Annotated in this window: 14 protein-coding genes; 5 read left to right on the top strand and 9 right to left on the bottom strand. The window is 58.8% G+C overall.

What is annotated here, in order from left to right:
- Nucleotides 1-34: 34 nt before the first annotated feature.
- Nucleotides 35-1,408: a tRNA (N6-isopentenyl adenosine(37)-C2)-methylthiotransferase MiaB gene (gene miaB, locus EAW52_RS17845; protein WP_122043417.1), complete on the bottom strand. Its 1,374-nt coding sequence runs from the start codon at nucleotides 1,406-1,408 to the stop codon at nucleotides 35-37.
- A 125-nt stretch (nucleotides 1,409-1,533) separates the two neighbouring features.
- Here miaB and EAW52_RS17840 point away from each other — a divergent pair, with 125 nt between their 5' ends.
- Complete coding sequence (locus tag EAW52_RS17840; protein WP_010797115.1) at nucleotides 1,534-1,854, top strand: DUF1820 family protein; 321 nt, start codon at nucleotides 1,534-1,536, stop codon at nucleotides 1,852-1,854.
- A 48-nt stretch (nucleotides 1,855-1,902) separates the two neighbouring features.
- On the opposite strand, the gene EAW52_RS17835 is transcribed toward EAW52_RS17840, so the two are convergent.
- From EAW52_RS17835 to EAW52_RS17820, 4 genes are all read right to left on the bottom strand, one after another.
- Nucleotides 1,903-2,445, bottom strand: a complete 543-nt coding sequence (locus EAW52_RS17835; protein WP_010797116.1) for a tetratricopeptide repeat protein — start codon at nucleotides 2,443-2,445, stop codon at nucleotides 1,903-1,905.
- A gap of 224 nt (nucleotides 2,446-2,669) precedes the next feature.
- Nucleotides 2,670-3,956 carry a glutamate-1-semialdehyde 2,1-aminomutase gene (hemL, locus tag EAW52_RS17830; RefSeq protein WP_019364060.1) on the bottom strand — a complete coding sequence of 429 codons (1,287 nt, stop codon included), beginning with the start codon at nucleotides 3,954-3,956 and terminating at the stop codon, nucleotides 2,670-2,672.
- Nucleotides 3,957-3,966: 10 nt separating this feature from the next.
- Complete coding sequence (gene thiE / locus EAW52_RS17825; RefSeq protein ID WP_122043416.1) at nucleotides 3,967-4,602, bottom strand: thiamine phosphate synthase; 636 nt, start codon at nucleotides 4,600-4,602, stop codon at nucleotides 3,967-3,969.
- Nucleotides 4,599-5,396, bottom strand: a complete 798-nt coding sequence (locus EAW52_RS17820) for a hydroxymethylpyrimidine/phosphomethylpyrimidine kinase (RefSeq protein WP_026003714.1) — start codon at nucleotides 5,394-5,396, stop codon at nucleotides 4,599-4,601. The genes thiE and EAW52_RS17820 overlap by 4 nt, the downstream gene beginning before the upstream one ends.
- Before the next feature lie 173 nt (nucleotides 5,397-5,569).
- Between EAW52_RS17820 and EAW52_RS17815 the strand changes: the two genes are divergently transcribed.
- The 4 genes from EAW52_RS17815 to amn all read left to right on the top strand — a co-directional run bounded on the left by EAW52_RS17815 (nucleotide 5,570) and on the right by amn (nucleotide 13,079).
- Nucleotides 5,570-7,969: a hybrid sensor histidine kinase/response regulator gene (locus tag EAW52_RS17815; protein WP_162997777.1), complete on the top strand. Its 2,400-nt coding sequence runs from the start codon at nucleotides 5,570-5,572 to the stop codon at nucleotides 7,967-7,969.
- 43 nt (nucleotides 7,970-8,012) lie between these two features.
- Nucleotides 8,013-9,746 carry an ABC transporter ATP-binding protein gene (locus EAW52_RS17810; RefSeq protein ID WP_122043414.1) on the top strand — a complete coding sequence of 578 codons (1,734 nt, stop codon included), beginning with the start codon at nucleotides 8,013-8,015 and terminating at the stop codon, nucleotides 9,744-9,746.
- Nucleotides 9,739-11,517: an ABC transporter ATP-binding protein gene (locus tag EAW52_RS17805; RefSeq protein WP_122043413.1), complete on the top strand. Its 1,779-nt coding sequence runs from the start codon at nucleotides 9,739-9,741 to the stop codon at nucleotides 11,515-11,517. The genes EAW52_RS17810 and EAW52_RS17805 overlap by 8 nt, the downstream gene beginning before the upstream one ends.
- Before the next feature lie 86 nt (nucleotides 11,518-11,603).
- The gene (amn, locus tag EAW52_RS17800) at nucleotides 11,604-13,079 is read left to right on the top strand and encodes an AMP nucleosidase (protein ID WP_010797123.1); all 1,476 of its coding nucleotides are present in this window, start codon (nucleotides 11,604-11,606) and stop codon (nucleotides 13,077-13,079) included.
- 42 nt (nucleotides 13,080-13,121) lie between these two features.
- Here the strand turns inward: amn and nhaD are convergent, their stop codons facing one another.
- The 4 genes from nhaD to EAW52_RS17780 all read right to left on the bottom strand — a co-directional run bounded on the left by nhaD (nucleotide 13,122) and on the right by EAW52_RS17780 (nucleotide 18,827).
- Nucleotides 13,122-14,489 carry a sodium:proton antiporter NhaD gene (gene nhaD, locus EAW52_RS17795; protein WP_019364066.1) on the bottom strand — a complete coding sequence of 456 codons (1,368 nt, stop codon included), beginning with the start codon at nucleotides 14,487-14,489 and terminating at the stop codon, nucleotides 13,122-13,124.
- Nucleotides 14,490-14,625: 136 nt separating this feature from the next.
- The gene (locus EAW52_RS17790) at nucleotides 14,626-16,464 is read right to left on the bottom strand and encodes an ABC transporter ATP-binding protein (protein WP_122043412.1); all 1,839 of its coding nucleotides are present in this window, start codon (nucleotides 16,462-16,464) and stop codon (nucleotides 14,626-14,628) included.
- A 78-nt stretch (nucleotides 16,465-16,542) separates the two neighbouring features.
- Nucleotides 16,543-17,637: a glycerol dehydrogenase gene (locus tag EAW52_RS17785; RefSeq protein ID WP_122043411.1), complete on the bottom strand. Its 1,095-nt coding sequence runs from the start codon at nucleotides 17,635-17,637 to the stop codon at nucleotides 16,543-16,545.
- 140 nt (nucleotides 17,638-17,777) lie between these two features.
- Complete coding sequence (locus tag EAW52_RS17780) at nucleotides 17,778-18,827, bottom strand: MBL fold metallo-hydrolase (RefSeq protein WP_122043410.1); 1,050 nt, start codon at nucleotides 18,825-18,827, stop codon at nucleotides 17,778-17,780.
- Between the last annotated feature and the right edge of the window lie 86 nt (nucleotides 18,828-18,913).

Below are 18,913 nucleotides of genomic sequence, written 5' to 3'. Positions count from 1 at the left end.
TGCGCACTTCGCAAAGTGCGCACTCTACCAATAGTCAGACAGTGACTATGGCAGTGGAAGTTGCATGCGGCTGTGCAATTTCTGCCAGAAGGGTGCCTCGCAAGGAGTGGGGCAGTGCGTCATCGATATGAACCTGGACGAACTGGCCAATCAGCAAGGCATTACTGGAGCGGAAATTGACGATGCGGTTGTTTTCCGTACGACCCTGGAGCATGCCTGGGTCCTTCTTGGAAAAGTCGCTGACCAGGATGGTCTGGACCGTGCCAACCATGCGACGACTGATCTCGAAGCCCTGCTGGTTGATGCGGGCTTGCAGGATCTGCAGACGCTGTTTCTTGACCTCTTCCGGGGTATCGTCCACCAGATCCGCTGCCGGTGTGCCGGGGCGTGCGCTGTAGACGAAGGAATAGGAGAAGTCGAAGCCGACATCCTCGATCAGCTTCATGGTCTGCTCGAAGTCTTTCTCGGTTTCGCCCGGAAAGCCAACAATGAAGTCAGAGCTGATGCAGATATCAGGAACCGCCGCCTTGAGTTTGCGAATACGTGATTTGTACTCGATGGCCATGTGGTTGCGCTTCATGGCTGCCAGGATTCGGTCAGAACCCGACTGCACCGGCAGATGCACGAATTTGGCCAGCTCCGGGATCTCGGCGTGTGCCTGGATCAGGGCGTCGGAAAACTCCAGCGGATGCGAGGTGGTGTAGCGAATCCGGTCGATACCATCAACGGCCGCCACCACGCGCAGCAGCTCGGCAAAGTCGGCGATCCGGCCATCATGGGTCAGGCCGCGATAGCCATTGACGTTCTGTCCGAGCAGAGTGACTTCGCGAACGCCGTTCTCGGCCAGGTGAATCACTTCGGCCAGGACGTCATCAAAGGGTCGACTGACCTCTTCACCTCGGGTATAGGGCACGACGCAGAACGTGCAGTACTTGCTGCAGCCTTCCATGATCGAGACGAATGCGCTGGGACCATCGACACGAGGTTCGGGCAGGCGATCGAATTTCTCGATTTCCGGGAAGGAAATGTCGATCTGTGGCGCGCGAGTAGCACGGGCCGCGTCGATCATTTCGGGCAGGCGATGCAGCGTCTGAGGGCCGAACACTACGTCCACGTAGGGCGCACGATCACGAATCGCGGCGCCTTCCTGGCTGGCCACGCAGCCGCCCACGCCGATCACCAGCTCGGGGTTCTGTAACTTCAGTTCGCGCCAGCGGCCCAGTTGTGAAAAGACCTTTTCCTGAGCCTTTTCACGAATGGAGCAGGTATTGAGCAGGATCACATCGGCTTCGGCCGGATTTGCGGTCAGCTCCAGCGCCTGATGCTCACCGAGGAGGTCGACCATGCGGGACGAGTCATACTCGTTCATCTGGCAGCCGTGAGTTTCGATGAAAAGCTTCTTGGTCATGCGCGCTTCGTCGGGGAAAAAATTGAGGACCGCATATTATAAGGATGAGAGTCCTTGCTTCCTAGCACTGATCGTCTCCTCACTGCTATTATCCGTCCCCGTTTTCATTCCTGTTACCCATCATCATGAGCAAACCAGCGATCTATAAGGTGATTTTTCATAACCAGGGACAGGTTTACGAGATGTATGCCAAGCAGATCTATCAAAGTGATCTGTGGGGCTTTCTCGAAGTCGAGGAATTCGTCTTTGGCGAGCGTACACAAGTCGTCGTAGACCCCAGTGAAGAAAAACTGAAGTCCCAGTTCGAAGGCGTTATCCGCAGCTTCGTTCCCTTGCACTCGGTCATCCGGATCGACGAAGTGGAGCGTCTTGGCCAAGCCAAGATCAGCGAAGCCAAGGGCGGAACGAACGTCATGCCATTTCCGGTACCAATGCCGGAGAAATAATGCCGCAAAACGCAGCCGTCATACCATGCGGCTGCGTCTACCGGTTTGTCAGGGAAGTGGCGCAAAAGGATTTCCGGTGCCTGCCGTCTGCAAATCCTGCAGGTAGTCCCTGAAAATCTGACCCAGCACCTGGGTTGCAATTTCCAGCTCATCCCTTCTCATCTGCTCAGCTACCAGATCCGCGGTGTCCATGGCGTCTTCCGAGCCGTTGATGGCAGCCATCTTGAGTACGATATAGGCCTGCACGGTATTGGCCTGAACACCTTCGCCACGGAAAAACATGGTGCCCAATCGGTACTGCGCATCAGCATGGCCCTTCAGCGAAGCCTGCTCGAACCAGATACGAGCCTGATTCAAATCCTTTGGGGTCTGTTTGCCATCGTAGTAAAAGCTGCCTAGCTCATATTGCGCCTGCGCATCACCGGCGCGGGCAGTCTGCTGGCACTTGGAGAGGGCTTGCGGAAGCTCTTCCGGGGCTGCATTGAGGTTACAGCGGCTGGTGCTGGGAATGAGCAGGGAATTACCGCCCGCAAAGGCGAGCAGCGGGAACAGGAGCAAGCTGGTAATGATGAAACGGCCGGCGCGGTGCATGGAACGCCTCCAGGATCGAGGCAGGTTTTTCTGGAAACCCGACCGGCGAAACGCGCCGGCTCGCACATTATGAGTGAAGCCGATACCACCTTACAAAAAATTTACGCAGTTACGATGAACTTTTTTTGTAATTGCCTGATATCGGCTGTTTCAAACTGAGAGGCTCATTGCAAACGATGGTTCCGCTCCGTTTGCCTACAAGCGAAACCATCGATAGGCGGTACTCAGTTTTTCAGCGCGGCAAAGGCACGTTCGGCTGCCTTGAACGTGATGTCGAGTTCCGCTTCGCCATGAGCAATGGAGGTGAAGCCGGCTTCGAAAGCGCTGGGTGCGAGATAGACGCCACCTTCCAGCATCAGGTGAAAGAAGCGCTTGAAGCGCTCGACGTTGCTGGCCATGACGTCATCGAAGGTCACGATGTCGTCTGCCGTGCTGAAATAAAGGCCGAACATGCCGCCTGCCTGGGTGGTGACGAACGGAACGCCTGCTGCCTGGGCACGTTCGCGCAACCCGTCCAGCAGACGGGTTGTCAGGGCGGTCAGCTCGTCGTGGAAGCCGGGACGGCTGATGAGCTTAAGCGTCGTCAGGCCAGCTGCCATGGCGAGTGGGTTACCGGACAGCGTGCCGGCCTGATAGACCGGGCCAAGCGGTGCAATCTTTTCCATGATGGCGCGCTTACCGCCAAAGCACCCGACAGGCATGCCTCCACCCACGATCTTGCCAAAGGTGGTGAGATCCGGTGTGATTTCGTAATGAGCCTGGGCACCACCCAAGGCAACGCGGAAGCCAGTCATGACCTCGTCAAAAATCAGCACCACGCCATGTTCATCGCACAGGGTACGCAAGCCTTGCAGGAAGCCGGGGGCAGGCGGTACGCAGTTCATGTTGCCGGCCACGGGCTCGACAATGATACAGGCGATATCCGCGCCTACTTTCTGCAGGGTTTCCTTGACGGCGTCCAGGTCGTTGTAGGGCAGGGTCAGGGTGTGCTGGGCAAACGCAGCGGGTACGCCAGGAGAGCTGGGAACGCCCAAGGTGAGAGCACCAGAGCCCGCTTTTACCAGAAGACTGTCCGAATGGCCGTGATAGCACCCTTCAAACTTGATGATGGTGTCGCGACCGGTATATCCACGTGCTAGGCGAATAGCGCTCATGGTGGCTTCGGTGCCTGAGCTGACCATGCGCACCATTTCCATGGAGGGCACCAGCTGGCAGATCAGATTGGCCATTTCGGTTTCCATGGCAGTTGGTGCGCCATAGGACAAACCATGTTCAAGCTGGCGGCGCACGGCATCCAGTACGTCGGGATGACTATGCCCGAGAATCATCGGGCCCCAGGAGCCTACATAGTCAACGTAACGCTTGTCGTCTTCGTCGATGACATAGGCGCCTGCGGCATGCTTGAAGAAAAGGGGCGTGCCGCCCACGCTTTTGAAGGCGCGAACCGGGGAGTTGACGCCACCTGGAATATGCTTCTGGGCATCGGCGAACAGTGTTTCGGAGCGTGACATAGCGAATTCTCTACGAAATGGGGTTGAACAGTGCACTGAATGCCCGGGCGCGGCGCTCTACCTCTTCGGCAGAGGGCGCGGAAAACAATGCATGAATGACGGCAATCAGACTGGCTCCACGCTCGATCAGTGAGGGGGCATTGTCGAGGGTAACGCCTCCAATGGCGCACACCGGCACGGTGAAGCGGTGTTGCGCCTCGATCAGCAGTTCAGGCGTGGCCGCCGGTGCGCCGGGTTTTGTGTTTGAGTTGAAGAAGCGACCAAAGGCGATGTAGCTGGCGCCTTCCAGGACAGCGCGTTCCGCCAGGGCCAGTTGGGCATGGCAGGTACCTCCCAGAATTGCCGCCTGACCTAACTGTTGGCGTGCTTCGGCGAGGGAACCATCTTCCTGCCCCAGATGCAGGCCCACACCCAATTGGAGTGCAAGCTCAAGGTCGTCATTGATGATGAGGTCTGCGCCGTGGCGTCTACACAGCTCGGACAGTGCCTGAGCTTCGTCCCGACGGCGGACCTGGTCGCTGGATTTATCCCGGTATTGAATCAAGCGGGCACCGCCCTTCAATGCGGCTTCCACATAGGGGAGAAGCTTGTCGTCGGCCAGGAGCTGGCTGTCAGTAATGGCGTACAGACCACGCAGTGGAGTCATGAGCAGAAGTCCAGTGGCAGGCGACGGGGAATATACTGGCCGCGGCCGGGACGCTCGGCATCACGCAGGGTGCGCCAGGTGTAGTCCAGAGCTGAGCGAACTGCGCTGGGCAGGGCTTCTCCCAAAGCCAGCCGACCGGCCAGTGCGCTGGCCAGCGTGCAGCCCGAACCGTGATAGCTACCGGGAAGACGCTGGCAGATAAAGGTTTCCTGATGCCCGTCACGGGTGTACAGGCGATTGTGCACTTCCTGCTCGTCACCATGACCGCCGGTGATGAGCAAATGCTCGCAGTAGGGGAGAAGTTTGTCGGCACACGCGTCTGCCGTCCCTTCCGGCAGCTCGGCCAGGATGCGGGCCTCGGGGAGGTTAGGCGTGACAATCGTGGCGCGCGGTAACAGCCGCTCGCGGATGGCATAACCCACCTCATCCTTGCCAAGGGCTCCACCACCACCGGCGCGTAGCACCGGGTCGCACACCAGTGGCAACTGTGGATGATCCGCGAGGATATCCAGTACTGTTTCAACCATTTCGATAGAACCAAGCATGCCCAGCTTGACGGCTGCGACAGGAAGATCCGTCAGCACGGCGTTGGCCTGGGCCATCACCCAGGCACGGTCCAGTACACGAAAGTCGGACACGTTGATCGTATCCTGAACGGTCAGCGCGGTGACGGCGGGTGCCGCATGACAGCCCTGGGCGATCAGGGCTTCGATGTCTGCCTGCAGACCAGCGCCGCCGCTGGGGTCATGACCGGAAAGGCAAAGGACGACGGGACGAGCATTGTGTGTATTCATGGCAAAAAGCTTATCACTAAACAGGCTGAACAAAGGCTCCGGTCGGCAGTGTAGCTGCTGGGCCGGCCTGTGATAGAGTGCCGCACCTAACTCAATGCTTGAAGGGATGCGTCGCACGAGAGGGCAGTTTGTGCATGATGCTGCCTGCGGGCTTTTCTGGCGAAGCCTTTTATATGCGCAACTGGTTCTTTTTCATTCTGCTCGCATGGCCCTGGTGGGTACAGGCCATTGAGTTCGATGAGTCGATCGAACGATTGTCCCTCGGACAGTCACTTGAGGTATTCGAGGATGTTCGTGGCACATCGACTATCGAAGACATCACATCACCGGCATTAAGTGGCAGCTTTATCCGGCATGGCGAAGATGTTTTTGGGGCCGGCTATTCACGCTCGGCCTACTGGATTCGCCTGGACCTTGCGTATCGACCCAAGACCGGCATTGGGCCTAAGAGCTGGCTGCTCGAACTCTCCTACCCACCACTCGACCGCTATGATATCTACGCACCCGATGCGCAAGGTGTGTACCGATTGGCCCAGCGCATGGGGGATACACTGCCGTTCAGCAGTCGTCTGATTCGGCACAGCAGCTATCTGTATCCGCTGTCGTTTGCACCGGGAGAGACCAAGCGGCTGTATCTGCGGGTTGAAAGTCAGGGGTCCGTTCAGGCCCCGCTGGTGCTCTGGACCACCAGGGCGTTTATCGAGGCCGAGCCGGCACGTGTTTATCTGCTAGGTATCATCTACGGTGTTCTGCTGGTGATGATGCTCTACAACCTGCTCATTTTCCTCAGCGTTCGCGATCCCAGTTATCTGTATCACATCTTTTATGTCGGCTCGTTCGGCTGCTATCTGCTGTCGATCAACGGGACCGGCTCCGAGTACCTGTGGCCGGACAGTCCTCGCTGGGCCAACATCGCAACGCCATTCTTTGTCGGCATGGCAGGTATCTTTGGTAGCCAGTTCACCCGACATTTCCTGCAGACCCGCCAGTACAGTCGTCGAATCGACCTCTGCATGAAGGGCCTGATCCTGCTGGCCTGCCTGTGCGTCCTGACGTCACTGACCTGTGACTACGCGACGGCGATGCGGTTGGCCACGCTCCTGGCACTGATCTTTATCTTTGTCGTGTTCACGGCCGGTATCCGGGCCTGGTTCGATGGTATGCGTACCGCGCGTTACTTCATCATCGCATGGTCGATTTTCCTGCTTGGCGGGCTGGCCAATATTCTGATGGTAGCCGGTCTGTTGCCTTATAACTTCCTCACGGTCTATGCGAGCCAGATTGGCTCGGCGCTTGAAGTAGCCTTGCTTTCGTTGGCTCTGGCTGACCGGATCAATGCCATGCGCGAGGAACGGGCGCGGATTCTCGAAGAGTCTCGCCGTGCACTGGAGCGGTTGAACGAAGAGCTGGCCAACAGTAATCGCTTGAAGGATGAGTTTCTGGCTACCGTGACCCATGAGTTGCGAACGCCCATGAATGGAGTTATCGGCTCGCTGGAACTGATCCAGACGCAGCCCATGACGGTGGAGCTGGAGCAGTACCACCAGTCCGCCAGCGAGTCCGCGCGCGCAATGATGCGCATGGTGGATGACATCCTGACCCTCACCGAACTGCGTGCCGGCAAGCAGGTGGCTCGACGGGTGCCGTTCAGTCTGCATGGACTCTTTGACAGTTTGCGTACGCGCTATACCCCGAGTGCCGAGGCCAAGCGTCTGGCGTTCCAGGTGGAGATCGACCCGGCATTGCCCGACACCCTGGAAGGTGACGCACCAAAGCTGGCCAGAGCCTTGGGGCATCTGATCGAAAACGCCATTAAGTTCACGCATGAAGGATCGGTAACGGTGCGCGTACAGGCGCATCCGGATGCGCAGGCAGATGCTTATCGCCAGCCGCTGCTGATTGAGGTGGTCGATACGGGTATCGGGTTTACACCGGAGCAGAGCGAGCAGCTCTATCAGCGCTTCCATCAGCTCGATGGTTCCCTGACGCGCCGCTATGGCGGATTGGGAATTGGCCTGGCCCTGTGTCGCAAGCTGATCCATCTCCTGGGGGGAACGCTCAGCCATTCCTCGCAGGTGGGGACTGGAAGTCGCTTTCGCATGGCTATTACCTTGCCGCTACCGGGGCGTGTGGCGCTGCCGGCACCTGCGCGCCGCGCCTGTGTGCTGACGACACGGCAGCCCGGCAATTGCACTGTTCTAATCGTGGAGAGCAATGCTCATGACGAGATGATCCTGCGTGGCATGTTGCTCCGGCTGGGCTATCAGGTGCGGACTGCCGATTCCGGCTCTCAGGCGCTCGAACTTCTGGATCAGGTAACGGTGGATGCCGTCCTGCTCGATTGCCAGATGCCGGTCATGGATGGGTTTGCCATCTGTCGGGCCATTCGGGCATTGCCCGATTGCGAGGAGCTGCCGGTGCTGGCGTTGTCATCCCATCCACACCATGGTGATCGGGAGCGTTGCCTGGCGGCCGGGATGAGCGATTACCTGGCCAAGCCGGTCAGGCTGGGCGAGCTGCAGACTCTTCTACAGGATTGGCTGCTCTGTCAGGCTCCGGTTCAGACGTCATAGAGGGCTATACTGGGCAGCTACTTATGTTCAGGTATTTCTTTACATGGCGCTTTGGACGTTACTGCGCGATTTTCTCTTTCGCCATCGACTGGCCTATTGCGGGGCAATCACCTGCCTGTTGGGCGTAGGCCTCTTGAATCTGACGCTGCCCTGGTGGGTAGGCAAAACCATTGATGCACTACGGGCCGGTGAGCTTGGGCAAACGGAGCTGCTAGGGCGTGTCGCCCTGCTGGCGGTGGTTGGTCTTGGGCTCTATGTGCTTCGTTATCACTGGCGGGTACGGTTGTTCGGAACCGCGTACAAGGTAGGCGTGGAGCTGCGCGATGCGTTTTACGCCAAGCTTACCCGACTGGATCCCGGCTTTTTTCAGGCGAGTCGTACGGGCGATCTACTGGCACGGGCTACCCAGGATATCGATGCAGTAGAGATGGCTGCCGGTGAGGGCGTGCTGTCCAGTTTTGACGGGGCTATGACCCTGGTGCTTGTACTGGCAGTCATGCTGGTCGGTATCGATGCGCCGTTGGCGCTCATGGCCCTGCTGCCGTTTCCGTTCATGGCCTGGGGGTTCTACCATGTGGCGAAGCGGGTTCAGCAACGCTTCGGGCAGACCTTGCAGCGCTTCTCAGACCTCAATGATCGCACTCAGGAGGCTTTGAGCGGGCTGCGTATGCTGCGACAGAACGCGCTGATCGAAGCGGAGCTGGATGATTTTGACGAGCGCGCCCGTGCGGCGGCTAAGGCTGATTACGCTGTTCAGCGAACCGAAGCCAAGTACGAGCCCATCATCTTCGTAGCGCTAAGCTGCGCTACGCTGCTGACATTGATCGTGGGCACCGGACGCTACATGCAGGGCGCCATTACGCTAGGACAGCTGACCAGCTTCAGCCTTTACCTTGTACAACTGATCTGGCCAATGTTTGCCATTGGCTGGTGCCTCAATATCCTCCAGCGCGGAGAGGCGGGAGGGCGTCGCCTGCGGGAGTTTTTTGCCTCCGTAGAAAGCATCCGAGACGAGGGGACACTGACGCCCGAGCCCGGATCGACGTTGAGCGTGCATATTCCTTCCTTTGTCTATCCTCAAGGCCAGACGCCTGCGTTGCAGGATATTCACTTCGAGCTTCCGGCAGGAAGTACGCTAGGCATTGTGGGCGCCACAGGCAGCGGGAAGAGTACCTTGCTGCGGCTGCTGCTCCGTCAGTACCCTTTGACGGACGGCGAGATTCGCCTGGGCGATCATCCTCTTGAGGCGTATTCACTGGAAGCGTTACGGGCTCAGTTTGCATACGTTCCTCAGGACCCTTTCCTGTTTGCCCGCAGTCTGGCTGAAAACGTTGCACTTGGACGACCTGAGGCTACACCCGAGCAGATCCGGGGCGCTCTGACCGACGCGGCCTTTGCCACGGACCTCAATCAGCTCCCCGAAGGGCTTGAAACGCCGGTAGGTGAGCGCGGTGTGACATTGTCTGGAGGCCAGCGACAGCGAGTAGCCCTGGCACGTGCACTGTTATCCGATGCGCCTATCCTGCTGCTGGATGACACGCTGTCGGCCGTTGATACCGCGACCGAAACACGTCTGCTCGAGACGCTGGCTCGCCTGGGCAATCGGACGCGCATCATTGTGAGCCACCGTCTGTCTGCCGTACGGGAGGCTGATCAGCTGATTGTGTTGGAGGAGGGCCGTATCGCCGAGCGAGGCTCGCATGAACAGTTGCTGGCGCAGGGTGGTGTCTACGCCCGACTCTGGCAGCTGCAACAGGCAGGAGGCGAACATGCCTAAGCATCGTGTTATCAAATTGCTGCTGGGGCCGGTGCTGGCCAATCCGCGCCGGCTGATGGCGGCTGTGGCTATCCTGATTGGGGCAACTGTCATGGACGTGATGGGCCCCTGGCTAACTAAACATTATCTGGATACCTACCTGGTGCCTGGCGATCTGCGGGCTGAGCCCCTGATCGTACTGTTCCTGATCTATGTAGTAACTCAGGCGCTCGCCGCACTCGGGCGTTACCTGCAAAGCCTGCGGTTTGCTGGCATCGCCATGGATACGGTACTGCTGTTGCGTCGGCGGCTGTTCCGCCATGTTCTGCACTTGCCGCAGAGCTTTCATGACCGTACGGCAACCGGGGAGCTGGTCGCGCGGGTAACCAATGACACAGATGCCCTGCGTGAACTCTATGTCGCGTTTTTGGGCACTATTGTTGGCAATATTGTGCTACTGATCGGCATTCTGGTGGCCATGGCACTGATGAATGTCCATCTCATGATGATCGCCATGCTGCTTATCCCGGCGGCCGCCTTTATCGTCTGGCTGTATCAGCGCTTGAGCGGGCCGGCTGCCATGCGGGTGAGGGCGCTGCGCTCCGAGCAGAGCGCGCGTCTCAATGAGGCGATTGGCGGAATGGCTATTATCCAGGCCTTCAACCAGACCGCGCCGTTCCGCAAGCACTTCCATGATCTCAACCAGCAACAGTACGAGGCACGAATCAGTACGGTACGTTTCTCGGGCCTGCTCTTGCGTTCGGCGCTCGATCTGGTGAGCGTGATTGTGCTGGCGGTATTGCTCCTGACCTATGGTCTGAATCACCTGGGTGGAGGAGCCGAGATCGGGGTGATGTACGCCTTTGTGACTTACCTGGGGCGAGTGACCGAGCCACTGATGGAAATCACTCAGCGGTTCAATCTCTATCAGCAGGCGAGCGTTGCCGGTACGCGACTACTTAATCTGCTCGATCAGGCCCAGGCACTACAGGGTACTGATAGCCAGCCGGTGGACAAGGCCTGCTTTGAGCTCAAACAGGTTCGCTTCCGCCATGAAGGTGCAGATCACGACACGTTGAGCGATATCAATCTGGAGATTGCCCCTGGCACGTTCCTGGCGATCGTCGGGCCGACCGGCAGCGGGAAGTCGACCCTGCTTGACCTTCTGGCCGGCTTGCAGCCGGTAACGGGTGGCCAGCTCCTACTGGATGGCCGTGAGCTGTCAAATCTGACGCCTGAAGCACTAGGAGCCGCCATTGCTACCGTACCGCAGGAGCCATTCATCCGTTCCAGCACCCTGCGCGATAACCTGCTGCTGGGTAGTGAGGCAGAGCCGTGGCGTCTTCAGGAGGCGCTTGATGATGCTCACCTATCTCCCCTGATTGCACGATTGCCCGAGGGGCTGGAAACCCGGCTGGGTGAACGTGGCTTTACGCTTTCCACGGGTGAGCGGCAATTGCTGGCGCTGGCGCGAGCCCTGCTGCGCCAGCCCAAGGTGTTGCTGCTGGATGAGGCGACGGCCAGTATTGACAGTGAAACCGAAACGCTCTTGCAGGAAGCGCTGCATGACTTGCGCGGTAAGGTGACGATGATTGTAGTGGCGCACCGGCTGTCGACGATCCGTGATGCTGATCGCATCATTGTGCTTCGGCAGGGACGGCTGGTGGAGGAGGGGAATCACACACAGCTGCTGGCCAATCCAGAAGGGCATTATCATCACTTGTGGAATCAGCGCCGGGATTCTGAGCAATTGTCAGATAACCGTGATCCAACTCAGCTACTCTCTGACTAAATGCTGGCAAAGGGGCTGTCTGGCCTGCTGATGAGTCGACGCAGGAGCCAGATTGCCTCGTTCATTCTTGAGTAAGGAAATCGTGCATGCCTCAGACGTTCGAAGATGGTTTTGTTGCAGCCCATTCGGCTAGCGAGGCGGTGGATCGGCTGGCTGCGCTGCATCAGCAGGCAACCCAAGCCTTGAGCAGTGCGCTCAAGCGCTACCTCAAGGATCGTATCGAGCCGACCGAGGCCGAGCGACAGCTGTTCCGGTATCCCGAGATCCGTCTGTGCTACCGCTCCTCCCAGGCGGTGCCGACTACCACGCGGGCCTATGCCAAGGTGCAGCTTCCGGGTACTTACCGGGCCACCGTTACGCACCCGGCTGCCTTTCGCAAATACCTGCTTGAGCAGCTCGAACCGCTCATGGCGGAATACGACATTCTGGTCGAGGTGGGACCGAGCGAGCAGGACATCCCCTATCCCTATGTGGTGGAACAGGGGGATGAACTGGCCGGGTCGGGCGTGACGGCCGCCGAGCTGGCGCGCGTCTTTCCCAGTACCGACCTGTCCGCCGCCCACGACGATATCGCCGATGGCCTGTATGACTGGGCGCAGGAGACCATTCTTCCCCTATCGCTGTTCGATGCCGCCCGGACGGACTTTTCCCTGCGTCGTATCGTGCACTATACCGGCAGTGACTGGCGCCATGTGCAGCCCTGGATTCTCCTGACCAATTACCACCGCTATGTCGATCAATTCATTCGTCATGGCTTACAGCAGCTGCGGGACGATCCTCGGTTCGTGCGTATGGTGCTGCCGGGTAATGTCACCATCGAGCGCGGCCTTGATGATGGCGAGGCCCAGTCCATCATTGGCGGTATCGCCTGGCATCGCTTTCAGATGCCGGCCTATCACCTGATCGCCGCGGATGGTCATGGCGTTACCCTCGTAAACATCGGGGTGGGGCCATCCAATGCCAAGAACATTACGGATCATCTGGCCGTCTTACGCCCGCACTGCTGGCTGATGATCGGACACTGTGGCGGGCTGCGGCAGTCACAGAACATCGGCGATTACGTACTCGCGCATGCCTATATGCGTCGTGACGGCATTCTGGACCGTGTACTGCCGCCTCACATACCAATCCCGGCCCTGGCCGAAGTGCAGGTGGCCTTGGCAGAAGCGGCAGCTCAGGTGACGGGCGACCGTGGCGAGGCGCTCAAGCGCCGGCTGCGAACCGGCACAGTGCTGACCTATGACGACCGTAACTGGGAGCTGAGATGGGCGCAGGAGCGGCCTGTCATCAATCTGGCCCGCGCCATTGCGGTGGATATGGAGAGCGGCACTATTGCGGCTCAAGGATATCGACTGCGCGTCCCGTACGGCACTTTGCTGTGTGTGTCAGACAAACCCCTGCACAGCGAGATCAAGCTGCCGGGCTCGGCCAACGCGTTCTACGAGCGAGCCGTCAGTCAGCACCTGGCAATCGGTATCGCGGCATTGGACCTGCTCCGGGCGCAACTGGACTCGCTGCACTCGCGCAAGCTGCGCAGCTTTGACGAACCGCCTTTCCGTTGATACCTGAAAACAAAAAGGCCAGCGTAAAGCTGGCCTTTTTTCTTATACGCCTAGACTGGCTAGGCCGATGTAAGTGGCGGCACCGCCTAGGTAACCCAATAGCGCCAGCAGGCTGATGCGTTTCAGGTACCACATGAAGTCGATCTTCTCCATGCCCATTGCTGCTACGCCAGCTGCCGAACCGATGATCAGACAGCTGCCGCCTGTACCGGCGCAATAGGCCAGCATTTCCCAGAATCGCCCATCGGCCAGGAAATGGGTGAGCCAGCCAGCGTCAGCTGAGCTGGCAGCCGTCAGCGCTTCAGGAGAGACCAGCGGATACATTTTCATAGCGCCTGCTACGAGCGGTACGTTATCGACCACCGATGACAGGAGACCGATCGCGATATTGATGGCATAGACATCGCCTAAGCCGTCTTTCAGCCAAGTGGCGACCTGCACCAGGTGGCCCGCCGTCGCCAGGCTGGAGACTGCCAGCAGAATGCCCAGGAAAAACAATACGCTTGGCATATCGATCCGGCGCAGTACGCCAATCACGGATAGCGGGTGCTTGTCTTCATCGTTCTTGCCGCGATGGATGATTTCAGTCACGACCCACAGTACGCCAAGGCCCAGCAGGACACCCATGTAAGGCGGCAGGTGTGTCACGGTCTTGAAGATCGGCACAAAGAGCAGGGCGCCAATGCCCAGCGCAAAGACAAGGTTGCGCTCGAACGGAGTAGTTGGATTCGCATTGTTCTCATGCTCATCCAGTGCCGGTCGCTCGGCTTCGCCCTTGAGCCTGAAGCTGAGCAGCACCAGGGGAACGAGCAGACAGACCAGGCTGGGCAGGAACAGACTCATGACGATACCGCTGGCCGAGATCTGGTTTCCAATCCACAGCATGGTAGTCGTTACATCGCCAATAGGTGACCAGGCGCCACCCGCATTCGCGGCAATGACCACAATCCCGGCGTAGAACCAGCGCTCCTTGGCATCGGCAATGAGTTTGCGCAGCAGGGAAACCATGACGATGGTAGTCGTCAGGTTGTCTAGCGCGGCAGACAGGAAGAACGTGATCAGGCCGACCAGCCAGAGCAGGCTGACGCGCTTGTTGGTACGAATACGGTCGGTAATGACCGTGAAGCCTTCGTGGGCATCGATCAGTTCGACGATGGTCATGGCGCCCATCAGGAAAAACAGGATCTCCGAGACTTCGCCCAGGTGGTGGCGCAGCTCCTCGACCACGAAATGGGTGTTGTCGCTGCCGGGCTGCAGGTGCGGCAGGATTTGATCTGCGCCCAACACCAGCAGCGTCCAACTGACAACGGCTGTCAGCAGCGCCGAGGCGGCTTTATCGATTTTCAGCGTGTGCTCGCAGGCGATACAGAGGTATCCGAGCACGAAGGTTAAGGCCATGAAGACATACATGAGCGGCTTTCCAGGGCAGGGAGTCAGGTCGAAACCTTTTCCAATCATTACAGGGAGGGCGCCGAGGATGCCTTATATGTTTCAAAAAATGAAGAAAAAGGCACAAAAAGGATTGCTTCTCGGGTCGTCAAACGGCCTATCGATACCCCTGGGCCTGCAGCTGGAATAGATGAGCGTACCGGCCACCCTGGGCGACCAGCGCGTCGTGGCGTCCCTGTTCGATGATACGGCCATGCTCCAGGACCACAATCTGATCAGCCGAGCGAACCGTAGAGAATCGGTGAGAGATCAGGATCGTCATCTTGCCTTGGGCATGCTGACGAAACTGCTCGAAAACCTCTGCCTCAGCGGCAGCATCCATGGCAGCCGTAGGTTCGTCGAGTACGAGAATGTCGGCCTGGGTACGCATGTAAGAGCGTGACAGTGCGATTTTTTGCCATTGTCCGCCTGACAGTTCCTGCCCGCCTTTGAACCAGCGACCCAGTTGTGTCTGATAGCCTTGGTCGAGTCGCTCGATGAAGTCGCTGGAGCGTCCACGTTCGGCTGCTTCCTGCCAGCGCTGCTCGTCGCCAAAGGCTTCGACATCGCCCACGCCCAGGTTTTCGCCAGCGCTGAACTGATAGCGAATGAAGTCCTGAAAAATCACACCGATACGTTGCCGCAAGGCTTCTGTGCTCCACTCCTGAAGGTCGCTGCCGTCCAGCAGTATACGGCCCTCGCTAGGTGTGTAGAGCCGGGTGAGCAGTTTGATCAGTGTGGTCTTGCCTGAGCCGTTCTCGCCCACCAGCGCCAGGCTTTCGCCAGGCCGAAGGTGCATCGTAATCCCCTCGAGGGCGGCCCGGGAGGCGCCTGGGTAATGAAAGCTGACCTGTTCGAAGCGGATGCCATCGCCTGGGGTTTTGCCTTGTTTCAAGCTGCCATGCTCAGCGGCCACAGGCTGTTCGAGGTATTCATACAGGTTGGAAAGATAAAGGTTGTCTTCATACATGCCGCTAATGGCGGTCAGGCTGCTGCTCACTGCCGCCTGGCCCTGTCTGAACAGCAGCAGATACATGGTCATTTCACCCAGGCTGATGCGCCCCTGTATGGTGTCCACCACGATCCAGACATACGCGGCATAAAACGCCAGTGTTCCGAGCAGACCGAGCAGAAAGCCCCAGGTATCCCGGCGGATCGTCAGGGCCCGGTCTTCGGCATAGAGCTGAGTGAAGATATCGCGGTAGCGCTGGAGCAGGCGTGGCGCAAGACCAAAAAGTTTGACCTCCTTGATGTGGTCCTCCCTCGCCAGGACCGCTTCAAGATAACCCTGCATGCGTGCTTCAGGGGAGCGCCGCCGAAACAGGCGAAAGGCATCACCCGAAAACTTGGCTTCGGCAAAAAAGACAGGCAATGCCCCGACCACTAGGATAAGCAGCGCCCAGGGTGAAAAATGAATCAGCAGGATGGCAAAGCTGATTAGTGAAAGACCGTTCTGCATCAGGCTGAACAGCTTGTTGACCAGGGAGAGCGGGCGGATCGAGGCCTCGCGGCGGGCGCGGGTGAGCTTGTCGTAAAATTCCGAGTCTTCAAATTGGACCAGTGATAGTTGCTGGGCCTTTTCCAGGATCATCAGGTTGACCTTTTGCCCCAGCAGGACGCGCAGCAAGGACTGCTGGACGGAGAGGCCCCGCTGCGCTGCTGCGATCAGGGCGACCACGCCGGCTTCCATGGCCAACAGCCAGAGCACGGGCGACAGCGGGGCGTTCCCCTGTGTCTGATGCAACTGCATGGCCGCCACGACCGAATCCACGATCTGCTTGCCGAGCCAGGCGGCCAGCGCTGGCAACACACCTGCTACCACGGTAGCCAGGGCAAGTCCCAGGGTCAGGGCAGGAGAGGTCGACCACACGAGGCCCAATGCCCGTGAGCTGTACTGAAAAAGGCTGAGCGCCCGGTGTCGCCAAGGCTGGCGCGGCGCAGGGGGTATGGCTGTCATGGGGTATTGGGTGCATTCCTGGCGGGGAAATCCATCAGGAATGCTGCCATGATCGTTATGGCGTCTGCCAGTTAATCATCAGGCCTGCTTGCGAAAACGCCCCTCGGCGTCGACTGTCTTCATGGCGGCAACTACCGAAAGCGGATCGACCCTGAAGGGCTCGTTGTGAATGGTTTCCCCTTCCGCGCAGGCCAGGTCCGCAGCCTTGAGCAGGTCTGCATCAGACGCATTGGCCAGACCGATATCTGCCAGAGTAAGCGGCAAGCCGATTCGCTGACTGAATGTGAAGGCTTCCTCAATGATGGCAGGCTTGCGGCCACTCAGGATCAACATGGTCAATACGCCAAACGCAACCTTCTCGCCGTGCCAGTAGCTGTGGGTCTGGGGCAGGGCGGTGAAGCCATTGTGAATCGCGTGAGCAGCTGCCAGACCGCCGCTTTCGAAGCCTAGTCCGGAAAGCAGGGTATTGGCCTCGACGATATGCTCCAGGGCTGGCGTGACGACCTTTTGCTGACAGGCATGCAGTGCGAGTGGACCATATTCCAGAAGCGTGTCATAGCACAGGCGTGCCAGGGCATAGGCGGTGAGAGGGCCGGGTCTTCCTGTCATGTTGCCAGCGCCGCGGATACGGCAGTCTTCTGCCTCAAACCAGGTCGCCATGGCGTCGCCCATTCCTGATACCAGAAAGCGCGCAGGGGCCTGGGCAATGATACCGGTGTCTACCAGTACAAGATCCGGGTTTCGCGGCAGAAACAGGTAGCGCTTGAAAGCACCTTCTGCGGTATAGATTACTGAAAGCGCACTGCATGGAGCATCGGTAGAGGCCAGGGTAGGCACAACGGCCACAGGTATGTTCAGTTCGTGGGCCAGCGCCTTGGCGGTGTCGAGTGATTTGCCACCACCGATCCCGACGATGGAGTCAGGCAGGTGTTGACGCGCCACCCCAGCCAGCCGTGCGACTTCCTCGTCGCTGCACTCGCCGTTGAAGCGGATACGCTGGCATTCGAGCTGATGCTGACAGGCCTTGTCGAGCGCTGCCCCCAGATGGTCGTCGGCAAAGGGGTCAAGAAGGGCCAGGGTACGTTTACCGAAGCGTGCAAGCTCCTCACCCAGGTGGTTAAAGGCTCCGTTACCTTGAACATAGCGGGAAGGGAAAATCGCCGTCGTGAGCATGGGGCAGGCTCCTCTGAAGTGGATTAGCCTGACTATGGAGCGTTTGGGAGGGCGCGCTATTGTCCTGAATCAACGCTGTTGGCATCAGCGTCTATCGCTGGATGAAAGGCGCGGAGGAGTTACCGCCGCGCCCTGGACTATCAGGGTCCAGCCGTGATGACGGGCACTGCCCAGCTCTCGCCAGGCAGCGGTGCGCGGAAGGCCTCTTCCGGCAGTCCTTGGGCTTCGCGCTCCTTGGCGAGGTCGTGGGGAGGCGCAAACTGGGCTTCGTCACTGAGCGGGAAGGTACCGAAGTGAATTCCCATGCTGGTGTTGGAATGAAGAATCTTGTGTGCGGCTACTGCCTCCTGCGGATTCATGTGGCTCGACATCATGAACCAGCGTGGCTCATAAGCCCCGATGGACAAAGCCGAGAAGCGCATGGGACCGAAACGGTCGTGAATCCGTTGGAAGTGCCCGCCCCATGCGGTATCGCCGGGGAAGTAGACAGGACCGCTGGCGGACTCCAGTACAAAGCCGCCCCATAAGGTACGGTTGGTATCGAAGCGGGTGCGGGCCGACCAGTGCTGTGAAGGCACGATATGCAAGGTTACCTGCTGGTTCAGGGGCTGACTCTGCCACCAGTCCATCTCCGTTACAGTGCCAAAGCCGGCCTCCTTGCGGATGAGTTCGGCGTTTCCCAGCAGCGTGACGACGGGCGTGAGCGGGTTGATCTCGGCGAGACGGCGAAGCGTCGCCAAGTCCATATGATCGTAATGGCTGTGGCTGACAAAGATCAGGTCAAGAGGTGGAAGCTTTTCCAATGCTACGCCTGGGTCATGGTAGCGCTTGGGACCTATGAAGCTGAACGGGCTAACCCGCTCGGACCAGACCGGGTCGGTCAGGATATTCAAGCCATGGTACTGAATGAGCAAGGTGGCATGGTTGATATAGGTGACGCGCAGGTCATCGCCTGTCACGCGCTCGGGCAGCTCCTCCTGGCGCGGCGGAAGCGCCTGCCAGACCCACTCGGGGCGCTCGCGGGTCAGCTGCCATTTGATCAGGGTCCAGAAACTCTTTTTGGTAAAGGGCTCCTGGTTGTAAAACTGCTGCCCGTCGAAGTGATCCGAAGGCGGGCCTTTGTATTCCGGGCCGCCACAGCCTGCAAGAGCGAGAAGGTTGACCAGCCAGAGGGAGCGAAAGATTCTCATGAAGGACTCACGTTGCCGGTAAGTGAAAATCGAGTGCCGGTTTTTCGGTACACTCGCGGGTATCTTTTATCGTTGCACCGCGTTTT

The organism is Pseudomonas sp. LTJR-52 (assembly GCF_003691465.1).
In the GTDB taxonomy this organism is placed as follows: Bacteria; Pseudomonadota; Gammaproteobacteria; order Pseudomonadales; family Pseudomonadaceae; genus Chryseomonas; species Chryseomonas luteola.
Note: the sequence above shows the minus strand (reverse complement) of the source record. Positions and strands in the feature narration are given on the sequence as shown.

Coding starts and splice junctions, on each gene's coding strand:
- EAW52_RS17790 (WP_122043412.1), bottom strand. CDS start 16,464: ATGACAGCCATACCCCCTGCGCCGCGCCAGCCTTGGCGACACCGGGCG.
- hemL (WP_019364060.1), bottom strand. CDS start 3,956: ATGTCACGCTCCGAAACACTGTTCGCCGATGCCCAGAAGCATATTCCA.
- amn (WP_010797123.1), top strand. CDS start 11,604: ATGCCTCAGACGTTCGAAGATGGTTTTGTTGCAGCCCATTCGGCTAGC.
- EAW52_RS17820 (WP_026003714.1), bottom strand. CDS start 5,396: ATGAATACACACAATGCTCGTCCCGTCGTCCTTTGCCTTTCCGGTCAT.
- thiE (WP_122043416.1), bottom strand. CDS start 4,602: ATGACTCCACTGCGTGGTCTGTACGCCATTACTGACAGCCAGCTCCTG.
- miaB (WP_122043417.1), bottom strand. CDS start 1,408: ATGACCAAGAAGCTTTTCATCGAAACTCACGGCTGCCAGATGAACGAG.
- EAW52_RS17840 (WP_010797115.1), top strand. CDS start 1,534: ATGAGCAAACCAGCGATCTATAAGGTGATTTTTCATAACCAGGGACAG.
- nhaD (WP_019364066.1), bottom strand. CDS start 14,489: ATGTATGTCTTCATGGCCTTAACCTTCGTGCTCGGATACCTCTGTATC.
- EAW52_RS17810 (WP_122043414.1), top strand. CDS start 8,013: ATGGCGCTTTGGACGTTACTGCGCGATTTTCTCTTTCGCCATCGACTG.
- EAW52_RS17805 (WP_122043413.1), top strand. CDS start 9,739: ATGCCTAAGCATCGTGTTATCAAATTGCTGCTGGGGCCGGTGCTGGCC.
- EAW52_RS17835 (WP_010797116.1), bottom strand. CDS start 2,445: ATGCACCGCGCCGGCCGTTTCATCATTACCAGCTTGCTCCTGTTCCCG.
- EAW52_RS17780 (WP_122043410.1), bottom strand. CDS start 18,827: ATGAGAATCTTTCGCTCCCTCTGGCTGGTCAACCTTCTCGCTCTTGCA.
- EAW52_RS17815 (WP_162997777.1), top strand. CDS start 5,570: ATGCGCAACTGGTTCTTTTTCATTCTGCTCGCATGGCCCTGGTGGGTA.
- EAW52_RS17785 (WP_122043411.1), bottom strand. CDS start 17,637: ATGCTCACGACGGCGATTTTCCCTTCCCGCTATGTTCAAGGTAACGGA.